Source organism: Nonomuraea sp. NPDC005501 (genome assembly GCF_040605905.1).
Lineage (GTDB): Bacteria > Actinomycetota > Actinomycetes > Streptosporangiales > Streptosporangiaceae > Nonomuraea.
The window spans coordinates 35,211-46,946 of the sequence record NZ_JBEXDT010000075.1; the positions used below are offsets into that span (position 1 = coordinate 35,211).

Annotated in this window: 9 protein-coding genes; 5 read left to right on the forward strand and 4 right to left on the reverse strand. The window is 72.0% G+C overall.

Annotated elements, in window-relative coordinates; genetic code table 11:
* Positions 1–50 precede the first annotated feature (50 nt).
* Positions 51–2,882 (reverse strand): BTAD domain-containing putative transcriptional regulator, encoded by a 2,832-nt coding sequence (locus ABZS51_RS30425; RefSeq protein ID WP_355448039.1) that lies wholly within the window; start codon positions 2,880–2,882, stop codon positions 51–53.
* A 236-nt stretch (positions 2,883–3,118) separates the two neighbouring features.
* Between ABZS51_RS30425 and ABZS51_RS30430 the strand changes: the two genes are divergently transcribed.
* The 3 genes from ABZS51_RS30430 (at position 3,119) to ABZS51_RS30440 (ending at position 4,805) form a co-directional block, all read left to right on the forward strand.
* Positions 3,119–3,634 (forward strand): hypothetical protein, encoded by a 516-nt coding sequence (locus tag ABZS51_RS30430; RefSeq protein ID WP_355448042.1) that lies wholly within the window; start codon positions 3,119–3,121, stop codon positions 3,632–3,634.
* Between the two features lie 110 nt (positions 3,635–3,744).
* Entirely contained in the window at positions 3,745–4,644 is a 900-nt protein-coding gene (locus ABZS51_RS30435) for a LysR substrate-binding domain-containing protein (RefSeq protein ID WP_355448045.1), read from the forward strand.
* Complete coding sequence (locus ABZS51_RS30440) at positions 4,641–4,805, forward strand: hypothetical protein (RefSeq protein ID WP_355448048.1); 165 nt, start codon at positions 4,641–4,643, stop codon at positions 4,803–4,805. The genes ABZS51_RS30435 and ABZS51_RS30440 overlap by 4 nt, the downstream gene beginning before the upstream one ends.
* On the opposite strand, the gene ABZS51_RS30445 is transcribed toward ABZS51_RS30440, so the two are convergent.
* Positions 4,772–5,665, reverse strand: a complete 894-nt coding sequence (locus ABZS51_RS30445) for an AraC family transcriptional regulator (RefSeq protein ID WP_355448051.1) — start codon at positions 5,663–5,665, stop codon at positions 4,772–4,774. The genes ABZS51_RS30440 and ABZS51_RS30445 overlap by 34 nt on opposite strands.
* A gap of 319 nt (positions 5,666–5,984) precedes the next feature.
* Here ABZS51_RS30445 and ABZS51_RS30450 point away from each other — a divergent pair, with 319 nt between their 5' ends.
* A complete protein-coding gene (locus ABZS51_RS30450; RefSeq protein ID WP_355448054.1) occupies positions 5,985–8,681 on the forward strand; it encodes a family 78 glycoside hydrolase catalytic domain in 2,697 nt (898 codons plus the stop codon).
* A gap of 80 nt (positions 8,682–8,761) precedes the next feature.
* Positions 8,762–10,093 (forward strand): hypothetical protein, encoded by a 1,332-nt coding sequence (locus ABZS51_RS30455; RefSeq protein ID WP_355448057.1) that lies wholly within the window; start codon positions 8,762–8,764, stop codon positions 10,091–10,093.
* Positions 10,094–10,213: 120 nt separating this feature from the next.
* Here the strand turns inward: ABZS51_RS30455 and ABZS51_RS30460 are convergent, their stop codons facing one another.
* Positions 10,214–10,831, reverse strand: coding sequence for an ATP-dependent Clp protease proteolytic subunit (locus tag ABZS51_RS30460; protein WP_355448060.1), 618 nt, complete (start codon positions 10,829–10,831; stop codon positions 10,214–10,216).
* Between the two features lies 1 nt (position 10,832).
* Positions 10,833–11,396 carry an ATP-dependent Clp protease proteolytic subunit gene (locus tag ABZS51_RS30465; protein ID WP_310709119.1) on the reverse strand — a complete coding sequence of 188 codons (564 nt, stop codon included), beginning with the start codon at positions 11,394–11,396 and terminating at the stop codon, positions 10,833–10,835.
* Positions 11,397–11,736 lie beyond the last annotated feature (340 nt).

Sequence of the window (11,736 nt, forward strand, 5' to 3'; positions counted from 1 at the left end):
CGGCGCTGAGATCTCCCTGGGAAAGGCCCGGCCGCGCCGATGGCGTCCGCTCACGCGGTGGACGCGAGAACGGCCTCGATGTGGTGGGCCCGCGGGTCCGCCAGCCCGCCCATCAGTTCGAGCGCCGTCCGCAGGATGCCGCGGGCCAGCACGTCGTGTCCGGCCTCGTTGAGCGCGTTGCCGAGATCGGCGAGGGTGATCGCCTCCCAGCGCTGGTTCCTCGTAAGGCGGAACAGGTCGACGGACTGGCGGAAGGCGCGGACGGCCGCCCGGGTGTCGCCCGTCATGACGTAGGCGCGGCCCAGGTTGCGCAGGCACATCGCGTCGGAGGTGTACTCCCTGAGCCGCAGGTTGATCCTGTGCGCCTGCTGGAACGCCTTGACCGCGCTCCGGTAGTCGCCTGCCACGGTCCGCGCGATTCCCAGGTTGTCCAGGGCCAGGGCGATTCCACGGGGATATTCGTTCCGCTCGTGCAGGTCCAGCGCACGCATCAGGAGCCGCTGGGCCTTTCCGTATTCTCCGGCCTCGCCATATGTCATGCCGAGATTGCACAGTGCCATGGCCTCGCCGTACGGGTTCTTGCTCCGCTCGAAATGGACGAGCGCTTCGCGGAAATGTCTCTCCGCCAGATCGACGTCGCCTCTGTCGGAGTAGATGCAGCCCACGGAGTTGAGGGTGTAGGCCTCGCCGACGGGCTCGCTCGCGGCCCGAGCCGCGCGTACCGCCGACTTCAGGCTGTCCAGGCCGTCCGACCACGGGATGCGCGCGTCGAAGAAGCTGGTCATGGCCATGGTCGTGCGCCATGAGTAGTGGGCCCACCCGTTCGAGGCCGCCCACGACGTCACCGCCCGGAGGGAGTCGTACTCCAGCTCCAGCCATGCCATCGCCTCGTCGGCGTCGGCGAACGCCAGGGGACGCCGGCGGGGCCGCATCGGCGCGATGAAGTCGCGGCGGCGGTACGGCACCAGATGCCGGTCGGCGCTCACGGCGGTGAAGAGGTAGTGATCGAGGAATCGCCGCACGGCTGCCTGCCGCTCGCCGCGCGGCATGTGCAGCCGTGCCTGGTCGACGGCGTACAGCCGGATCAGGTCATGCAGCTGGTAACGGCAGGGGCGGCGCTGTTCGAGCAGATGTGCCGCCACGAGCTGGTCCAGGCCCCGCTTCACCTCGGCGGGCGGCAGGTCGACCAGCGCCTCGACCGTCTCCAGCGCGATGTCGCTGGCGGGGTGCAGGCCGAGCGCGTGGAACGTGGCGGCCGCCGCCGGGCTGAGCGCCGCGTAGGACCAGGACAGAACGGCACGCAGGTCGATGTTCGGATCGTTCTCGCCGGTTCCCAGGTTGTCGAGGCGGGCCTTCTCGTCCTCCAGCCCGTCGACGACCTCGGCGAGCGTGGCGGCGCGCTGCGCGCGTTCGGCGATGATGGCCAGCGCCAGGGGCAGATGGTCGCACAGCTCGGCCAGCCTGGAGGCCGCCGCGGGCTCGCGGGCGACCCGGGCGGGGCCGACCGCCGCCGCCAGCAGCTCGACGGCCTGGGATTCGGGCATCGCGCCCAGCGTGACACGGTGCGCGCCGTCACGGATCGACAGAGACCGTAGCTGGTCGCGGCTGGTCACGATGACCAGGCCGCCGGCGCCCGGCAGGAGCGGGCGCACCTGGTCGGCGTTGCGGGCGTTGTCCAGCAGGATGAGCGCGTGCCGGTCGGCGAGGACGGTGCGCAGCAACGCGCAGCGCTCGTCCACGTCGACGGGGATGGCGTCGCTCTCGACGCCGAGACCGCGCAGGAGGCTCTCCGCCGCGGCGGCCGGGGTCATCGGCTCGCTCGGTCCGTAGCCGCGCAGGTTGAGGTAGAGCTGAGCGTCGGGGTAGTCATGGGCGACCCGGTGGGCCCAGTGCGCGGCCAGCGTCGTCTTGCCCGTCCCGGGAGCGCCGTCGATGGTCACGATGATCGGGGCGTTCGTGCCGCTGCCGTTCCGGCCCGGCGCCGCCACGCCTGAGGTCAGCCTGTCCAGTGCCGCCAGTTCCTCCTCCCGGCCGGTGAAGCGCACGATGCCGTGCGGCAGCTGCCGGGGGCTCGGTGTCCGGCGCCGGGCGGCCGTGCCGGCCGGGTGGTCGCCGGTGTCGCCCTTGAGCACCGTCTGGTGCAGCTGGACCAGCTCTTCGCTCGGGTCCAGGCCGAGCTCCTCGCGCAGGACCGTACGTACGCGCTGGTAGGCGCTCAGCGCCTCCGCACGCCTGCCGCTGCGGTGCAGAGCGGTGATCAGGCGCGTCCACAGCGGCTCGCGGCTCGGGTAACGCCTGGTCAGCTCCGACAGCTCGGCGACGAGACGCCCCGGCGGCTCACTGGCCAGCTCCAGGTCGATCCTGCGCTCGGTGGCGGCGAACCACTCCTCGGTCAGGAGGGGTATCACCTCGTTTTCCAGCCAGGGGCCGCTCGCGTTGCCGAAGGGCTGCCCGCGCCACAACCGCAGCGACTCGCGTAACAGGGCCATCTCCTCCTCCGCGGAGCCGGCGTCGTCGGCGCGACGCACGAGGCCGCGGAAGCGGTGCAGGTCCACCGCGTCGGGCTCGATCTGGAGCTGGTAGCCGTCCGGCTCGGTCTGGATGAGGTCCGCCCCGATCAGCCGCCGCAGCCTGGTGACATAGGTGTGCACCGCTCCGCGCGGCCAGCCCGGCCCTTCGCCCGGCCAGAGCCGCTCGGCGAGCGTGGGCGTCGAGACCGACTGGCCGACCGACAGCAGCAACGACGCGAGGACCGTCCGTAGCTGGCCGACCGGCACCGCCACCGGGTCCTGGCCGACCCGGACCTCCCAGGGCCCCAGGACGCCGAAGCTGATGTCGCCGCCAGGTGATCCCGCAGCCGTTCCGGATGACGCGCCTGCCAATGCCTGACCTCCCACGGGGACGAGCTACGGACCGTGTTGCCTGCATTGCTGGATTAGTGAAGGTGGATAAACCACAGTTACGCGCCACAATGCCGCGACGCCGCCATCCCTGTCAATCTAAGCAAAGGACGACGGCGGTGTGCTTCAACTTCGGTTGAAGCATCGCGGGCGCCCCGCCGGCGACGCGAGCGCCTATGATGTTGGTGTAGTTGCCGATGCGCGCCCTGGGGAGGTTCGTGAGCGGCGAACGCCTGGAAGAGATCGTCGAGCGACTCGAGATCCCGCACCCGTTCGACATCGTGGAGTTCACCCACCAGGTGGCGCGGGTCCGGCGGCGCCGCATCGAGCTCAGGCCCGTCGACGCCTCCGCGGACGGCCCGAGCGGCATGTGGCTGGCCACCGACACGGTCGACTACATCTGTTACGAGCAGCGGACGAGCCGCTCCCATCAGGAGCACATCATCCTGCACGAACTGGGTCACATGGTGTGCGAGCACGTGTCGGCGCCGATCGCCCCCGACGCCCTGCTGCGGATCCTGCTGCCGACGCTGGACCCGGCCATGGTCCGCTCGGTACTGGGCCGGACGACATACTCCGAGCCGGAGGAGCACGAGGCCGAGCGGTTCGCGATGCTGGTGCTGCGGCAGGTCGGCCGTCTTCCCACGGTGCGGAGGCCGCCGCTCTCGGCGGAGGCGGCCGGGATCCATGACCGTATCGAGGCGGCGCTGGCGCCGCGCCCCAGGTCATCCTGACCGTCGTGGCGGGCCGCCCGGGGCCGCGCCGCGAACATCCAGACGTCATGGCGGGCGAGTTATCTTCTCTGAGATCGATATCGCTGCGGCGCGATACATCTGGAGGCGTGATGGAGTTCAACTCGCTCAGGCAGTTCCTGGTGGTGGCGCGGCTGGAACATCTCAGCGGCGCGGCCGAGGAGCTGCGCGTCGCCCAGCCCTCGCTGAGCCGTACCATCGCCCGCCTGGAGAGCGAGCTGGGCGCGCCGCTGTTCGACCGGAGCGGCCGGCTGCGGCTGAACGACACGGGGCGGCTCTTCCGCGATCACGTCGAGCGCGCGCTGGGCGAGCTCGACGCGGGGCGGCGAGCCGTCGCCGAGGCCACCAGCGAGGGGGTGGGCAGCGTGCGGCTGGCCTCGGAGACCTTCCTCACGCTCACCGGGCCGTTGGCGGCCTACAAGCGCGCCCACCCCGACGTCGAGGTCGAGCTCCGCTGGGCGCCGGCCGAGGACATGGCCCGCCGCCTGCGCTCCCAGGACGTCGATCTGTGTGTCGCCTCGCAGCCGATCCCCGCGGAGGGCCTGGAGTCGGTGGAGCTGCTCGACGAGGCGGTGGGGCTGGCCATGCCGCTCGACCATCCGCTGGCGGGCCGCGCCTCCGTGAGCGTCGAGGAGCTCGCCGGCCAGGCCTTCGTCAGCGCCGGCAGAGGGCACTGGCAGCGGCGGCTCCTGGACCGGCTCTTCGCCGCACGAGACCTGACCCCGAAGATCGTCTGCGAGGTCGACGAGCCCAGCGCCATCGCGGCCCTGATCAGCGCGGGGCTCGGCGTCGGTCTCGTCCCCGCCTTCGCCCTGAGCGGCTCCACGCGCGTCCATGCCGTCTGGGTCCCCGTCGACAGCCCGGACTGCCGACGCGCGGTCACCCTGTACTGGGGCGCCGGCAGCCACCTGTCCACCGCCGCCCGCCTGATGCGCGCCACGATCGCCGACTGGAACTGGATCACCGGCGAACCGCAGGAGCAGCGCCGATGACACGCTTCATGGTCGTCGCGTGGTCCGGTGCCCTGCCGTCGCCGGCGACGGGCGACCGGCGCACCATCGCCGTCCGCACCACCCCCGCATGGAAGAGCTGGGACCTGATGGGGGCACGCAGCCCCGGTCAGGGGAGGTGGGTGCGGAAGCGGGTGCGGTAGGTGGTGGCGCTCAGACCGTAGTAGCCCTTGAAGCGCCGCGCGAAGTAGCTCTGGTCCGGCCACCCCACCGCCTGGGCGATCGAGGTGACCGGCTCGTCCGTGCGCAGCAGCAGGTCGGCCGCCGTCTCCACCCGGAGCCGCCCCAGGTACGCCATCGGCGGCAGCCCCGTGGCCGTCCTGAACAGGCGCACCAGGTACGCCGGGCTGAGTCCGACGCTTCCGGCCAGCTCGCCCAGCGTCCACTCCCGGGCCAGCTCGGCCTCCACCATCCGCACCACCCGCATGACGGTCGGATGGGTCAGCGCCGTGCCGGGGGCGACCTCGTCCTGGCCGGCGCTGACCGTGCGGGACAGCAGGCCGAGGAAGAGGGACAGCCAGCCGATCACGTCGGCCCGGTGGTCCTGGATGCGGCGCTCGCGGAGCCGGTCGAGCTGCTCCAGGTAGCCGACGCCGGCGATCAGCTCAGGATCGTGCAGATGGGCGGTCAGGAGGCCGCGGCGCTGGAGGGAGTGCGGGCCGGTCCAGAGCAGGTAGCCGAGCCGGGCGTCCTCGCGGGTCCAGGCCAGCTCGCCGCGGAGCAGGTCGGTGCCGACGCAGCAGTTGTACAGGTCGAGTCCGGCGCACCGCTCGTAGCCGTGCCACACCCCGGGCCGCAGCAGCACGACGTCGCCGGCCCGCAGCTCCTGGCGTCCGGACAGCGAGTGGTGGACGGCGGTTCCGGCGACCACGACGGCGATCTCGACGAAGCTGTGCGTGTGGACCGGCTCCTCGCCCTCGTGCGTGAAGCGGCTCGCGTAGGCGGGCGAGCCGTCGTCGAAGTAGAGCAACCCGCGGGACATCTTGAGCGGCGATCCCGTCACGCAGCCACCCTAGCCGTACAGATCAGGTCAATTTTGTCCAAGTCTGATGTCTTTAGTGCTATCTGCGGGACCGCACCGCCTCGGATGATGCTTCGTGTCCGCTCCTTAACAGCCCGGACACGAGCCGGTCATACCCGCGGCCTCGGTGCGACGGACTTCCTTCCGCAGCCTCCTCGTCCCGGCCACGCGTCCGGCCGGGCCGCCTCGCGGCCCGGCCGGCCGGCCCGTCACCCGGCGCGCCGGTCCGAGGGAAGGCCTGACACCCAGGCCGTACGACAACCACCGAAGAACTCCCCGAACAGGCAGAGGAAGGACGATCGTGCCCAGCCTGACCCCATACGGCCTGACCTGCGAACTCCTGGAGGAACCCCTCGGGCTGGACGAGCCCCGTCCCCGCCTGTCGTGGAGGCTCGCCTCGGACCGGCGGGGCGACACCCCGGCGGCCTACCGGCTGAGGGTGGCCGCGCGGCCCGAGGACCTCGACGAGCCCGGCAGGCTGCTGTGGGACACCGACCTGGTCGAGCCGCCCGAGACCCCGTACGTCCGCTACGACGGGCCGCCGCTGCAGTCCGGCACCCGCTACCACTGGCGGGTCTCGCTGTGGGACGCGGCCGGCGCGCCGGCGGGCGAGGCGACGTCCTGGTTCGAGACGGGCCTGCTGCACGCCGGCGACTGGACGGCCGCCTGGATCGGCGAGGACCCCGCCCTCATCCCGATCGTCGACCCGCCGGCCGACGACGACCGCACGGAGCGGACCCGGCCGCTGAACCCCTCCCCGCACCTGCGCCGCGCGTTCCGGCTCGACGCGGCCGCCGTGCGGGCCCGGGTGTACGTGAGCGCCCGCGGCCTGTACGAGCTGTCGCTGAACGGCCACCGGGTCGGCGACCACGAGCTCGCCCCCGGCTGGACCGACTACCACGAGCGCGTCCCGTACCAGGTGCACGACGTGACGGACCTGCTGCGCGAGGGCGAGAACGTCCTCGGCGCGATCCTGGCGGACGGCTGGTGGAGCGGCTACGTCGGCTTCGACGCCCGCCACCAGGCGCTGCACTACGGCACGGCGCCGCAACTGCTCGCCCAGCTCGTCGTGGACTTCGCCGACGGCTCGCGCCGCGTCGTCGCCACCGACGGCACCTGGCGGACCCGGCGGGGCCCGATCGTGTACGGCGACCTGCTCATGGGCGAGCGGTTCGACGCGCGCCTGGCGCTGACCGGCTGGGACGCGCCCCGCTACGACGACCAGGGCTGGACGCCCGCCGTCGTCCTCGACCGCGACCTGTCGGCGCTGACCGCCACGACCGACCGGCCGGTGCGCGCGGTGGCGGAGCTGCCCGCCGTGTCGGTCACGCCGCGCGGCGACGGCCGCCACATCGCCGACCTCGGCCAGAACATGGTGGGCCGGGTCCGCCTGACCCTGCGCGGCCTGCCCCGCGGCACCGCGATCAGGCTGCGGCACGCCGAGATGCTCGACGACGGCGAGCTGTACCTGGACAATCTGCGCACTGCGGAGGCCACCGACCACTACGTGGCGGCCGGGGAGCCTGTCGAGGTGTTCGAGCCGCGCTTCACCTTCCACGGGTTCCGGTACGTGGAGGTCAGCGGCCTGCCCGGCCCGCTGCGCGCCGGGGACGTGACCGGCGTGGTGCTGATGAGCGACACGCCCGCGGCGGGCGAGTTCCACTGCTCGGACCCGGTGGTGACGCAGCTCCAGGCGAACATCGTGTGGGGGCAGCGGGGCAACTTCGTCTCGGTGCCGACCGACTGCCCGCAGCGCGACGAGCGGCTCGGCTGGCTGGCCGACGCCCAGGTGTTCCTGCCGACGGCCGCCCGCAACGCCGACGTGGCCGCGTTCTTCGCGCGCTGGATGCGGGACGTGGTCAGCGGGCAGGACGCCGACGGCGCGTTCCCGAACGTGGCCCCGAAGGTGTGCGTCACCCAGGAGGGCGCCCCCGCCTGGGGCGACGCGGGCGTCATCATCCCGTGGCACCTGTACAAGGCGTACGGGGACGTACGGGTGCTCGAACGCTCGTACCCCGCGATGACGGCCTGGGTGGAGCACGTCCGGCGGCACAACCCCGACCTGATCTGGCGCTCCCGCGTGGGCCAGCACTACGGCGACTGGCTGCAGATCGGCGTGGAGACGCCCAGGGAGGTGCTGGCCACCGCCTACTTCGCCCGCTCCGCCCAGCTCACCGCGCAGGCCGCCGCCGTCCTCGGCCGCAAGGACGACGCCGCCGCGTACGGCGAGCTGCACCGCTCGATCCGGGAGGCGTTCGCCGAGGCGTTCGTCGAGCCGGACGGGCGCGTGGCCGGCGGCACGCAGACCGCCTACCTGCTGGCGCTGGCCTTCGACCTGCTGCCCGGCCATCTCGTGCCGGCCGCGGCCGATCACCTGGCCGCCGACGTGGAGGCCCGCGGCCGGCACCTGACGACCGGCTTCCTCGGCGTGTCGCTGCTGTGCCCGGTGCTGACCGAGCACGGCCACGCCGACCTGGCGTACGCGCTGCTGCACCAGGACGAGTTCCCGTCCTGGTGCTACTCGATCCGGCACGGCGCCACCACCATCTGGGAGCGCTGGGACGGCTGGACCGAGGAGGGCGGCTTCCAGTCGGCGAACATGAACTCCTTCAACCACTACGCGCTCGGCTCCGTGGGCGACTGGCTGTACGGGCGGGTCGCCGGCATCGACCAGGACTCCGGCTCGGTCGCCTACCGGCGGCTGCTGCTGCGGCCCACCGTCGGCGGGCGGCTGAGCTGGGCCCGGGCCCACCAGGAGACCCCGTACGGCCGCGTGGCCTGCGGCTGGCGCCGGGAGGACGGTGGCGTCCGCGTCGAGGCGTCGGTGCCACCGGGCGCGACGGCCGTCCTGCACGTCCCCACCTCCGACGCCGCGGCCGTGCGCGAGGGCGGCCTGCCGGTCGAGGCGGCCGAGGGCGTGCGGGTGGCCGGCGAGTGGCGCGGCGTGCTGGCCGTCGAGCTGGCCTCCGGCGACTACGCCTTCACGGCCCCCCTCTGAGCCCCCGGTCCCCGCGACGTTCGAGGAGGTGACCCGCGCCGCTCCTGCTCCACCCACCCCCCCACGGAGAGGACACCCCCTTGTCCACGTCGATCGCGAGACTCGCCGCCCTTCTCCTGCTCCTGATCACTCCGCTCGCCGCGGCCACCGCCGCGTACGCCGGCCCGGTGGACGACTCGGCATACGGAACCCCGCTCGTCGCCGTCCCCGGCGCCGGCCTCGTCTGGCACCCCACGACCGGCCTCGCCACGCTCAAGGCGCAGGCCGGCCTGACGCCGGTGGGGTTCGGCGACGTCATGGGCAGCGTCAACCACCCCATGCGCGCCTGTGACACCACCGAGGCGGCGGGCCTGCCGATCCTGCCCGCCGCCACGGTGAGCTGGTGCTGGGACACCGGTGACGCCGACACCGAGACCTGGATCCCGCAGAGCGTGACCACCTCCGGCGACGCCGACGACCACGGCGCCTGGGGGCCGTACCAGGTCATGCTCGGCGGCTGGAACCACTGCAACTCCGCCGAATGCGGCAGCAGCCCCCGCAACAACGACGCCAGGGTCGCGTTCATCGACTACACGAACCCGTCCGCGCCGAAGTACCGCTGGGTCTACCTGGTCGCCCCCACGGACGGCACCGCCAACGCGAACGCCACCAGCTACGCCAACAACACCTTCGGCCCCGCCAAGGCGCACATCGGCGGCATGGCGTGGTACGGCGACAAGCTCTACGTCAGCGCCACGGGCGCCAACTCGACGGGCATCCGGGTCTTCAGCATGAACGAGATCCTCCAGGTCAACGACGGGAGCTCGGCCATCGGCAGGACCGCCTCGGGTTACGCGGCCTACGGCTACCAGTACGTGCTGCCGGAGATCGGCTTCTACAGCTACGCCAGCGGCACCTGCTCGATGAGCACCGACTCGGGCGTGCCCTGCTTCGCGTCGATCTCGCTGGACCGCGGCACCACCCCGGACAGCCTGACCGCCGTGGAGTACTTCAGCGACCCGGCCCTGCACGGCCGCCTGTACCGCTACCACCTGGGTGGCGCGAACTTCCTGCTCAGCGGCGACTCCCGCGGCTACACCCCGGCCGCCCAGGCGTACCGCGCCCAGGTGGGCAAGATGCAGGGCGTCCTGTCCTGGAACGGCACCTGGTACGTCTCGCACAGCCGGCTGGACGAGCGGGGCCAGCTGTGGGCCCTGAGCACCTCCACCGGCAGGTCCCACACCTGCTCCAACCCGTACAGCTCGCCACGCGCGTGCTGGTCCCTGCATCCCGAGTCGCTGTCGTACAACTACGCCACCGGCATGGTCTGGTCGCTCACGGAGTGGACCAGGAACCAGTGCGCCACCGAGACGGCCACCCCGCAGCGCTGCGGCCGGGCCGTCTTCGCCTTCCCCCGCACCGCCCTGCCGTAACCCGCCCCAGCTCCCCCCAGCCCGGCCCAGCCCAGCCCGGCCCAGCCGAGCCCAGCCCGGACCCGGGTGGAGAGTGCCCCCCTGCTCTCCACCCGGGCCGTGCCCGTCCGGGAACGCGGGTCAGCGGGCGGGGGCGAGGGTGCGTTTGCGGGAGGCGAAGACGTCGTCCACCAGCCCGTACGTGCGTGCCTGCTCGGCCGTGAAGATGCGGTCGCGCTCCAGGTCACGCCGGATGTCCAGCACCGGGCGGCCGGTGTGCCGGGCGAGGATCTCCTCCTGCTGGTCGCGCATGCGCAGCAGCTCGCGCGCGTGGATCTCCAGATCGCTCGCCTGCCCGCGCCCGCCCTCGGCGGACGGCTGGTGGAGCAGCACCCGGGCGTGCGGCAGCGCCGCCCGCTTGCCGGGCGTGCCCGCCGCCAGCAGGACCGCCGCCGCCGAGGCGGCCTCGCCGATGCACACCGTCTGGATCTCCGGCCGGACGAACTGCATGGTGTCGTAGATGGCCGCCATCGAGGTGAACGACCCGCCCGGCGAGTTGATGTAGAGGTTGATGTCGCGGTCGGGGTCGAGCGACTCCAGCGTCAGCAGCTGCGCCATGACGTCGTTGGCGGAGGTGTCGTCGATCGGGGTGCCGAGGAAGATGATCCGGTCCTCGAACAGCTTGGCGTACGGGTTGGTCTCCTGCACGCCGTAGGAGGTGCGCTCGGTGAAGGAGGGCAGCACGTAGCGTCCGCTCATGTCAGTTCATCCCTTCGGCGATGTGGTCGACGAACCCGTACTCCAGAGCCTCCTTGGCGGTGAACCAGCGGTCGCGGTCGGAATCGGCCTGGATGCGCTCCAGCGGCTGGCCGGTGTGGTGGGCGATCAGCTCGGCCATGCGGCGCTTGGTGTAGAGGAGGTTCTCGGCCTGGATCTGGATGTCGCTCGCCGAGCCGCCGATGCCGCCGAGCGGCTGGTGCATGACGACGCGGGCATTGGGCAGGGCGTAGCGCTTGCCCTTGGTGCCGGCGCACAGCAGGAACTGCCCCATGGAGGCGGCGAAGCCCATCGCCACCGTCGCCACGTCGCACGGCACGAACTGCATCATGTCGTACAGGGCCATCCCGGCGTGCACGGAACCGCCCGGCGAATTGATGTAAAGAGTTATGTCGCGCTTCGGGTCCTCGGCCGCCAGCAAAAGCATCTCGCCGCACAGCCGATTGCAAATGTCGTCGTCGACCTCCTGGCCGAGAACCAGGATGCGTTCCTTCAGCAGGCGCTGGCTGAGCTGGTCAGGCCATTGCGCGCGCGGGGTCTCCGTCATGGGTCGCCTTTCTCTCGGACTATTGCCCAAACGCTAGACCCGGCCCCGCGCCATTCATCGCCCTTTTCGCTGGGGGCGCATTTCTCTCAGGGCGCATTACTCCGTCAGCGAATAATCGTCGACATATACTCACGGATGTGAGAAAGAACCTCCCCCGGCGCTGGGCCTGCCTGATCCTCGGCGGGGCGCTGCTGATGCCGTACCCGGCCCCGCTGGCCCAGTCGAGGGTCATCACCCCGGGACGGTCGCCCCGCCGCTCGCCATCACCTTCGGAGTCGTCAAGTGAACTACGTAGAGGGTCCGGAGATCCGGGACACCAAGGCGCCCGAGGGCCCCATCG

Bases quoted from the DNA above. Each gene is read 5' to 3' on its own strand.
- ABZS51_RS30435 (WP_355448045.1), top strand. From the start codon at position 3,745: ATGGAGTTCAACTCGCTCAGGCAGTTCCTGGTGGTGGCGCGGCTGGAA.
- ABZS51_RS30440 (WP_355448048.1), top strand. From the start codon at position 4,641: ATGACACGCTTCATGGTCGTCGCGTGGTCCGGTGCCCTGCCGTCGCCG.
- ABZS51_RS30460 (WP_355448060.1), bottom strand. From the start codon at position 10,831: ATGAGCGGACGCTACGTGCTGCCCTCCTTCACCGAGCGCACCTCCTAC.
- ABZS51_RS30465 (WP_310709119.1), bottom strand. From the start codon at position 11,396: ATGACGGAGACCCCGCGCGCGCAATGGCCTGACCAGCTCAGCCAGCGC.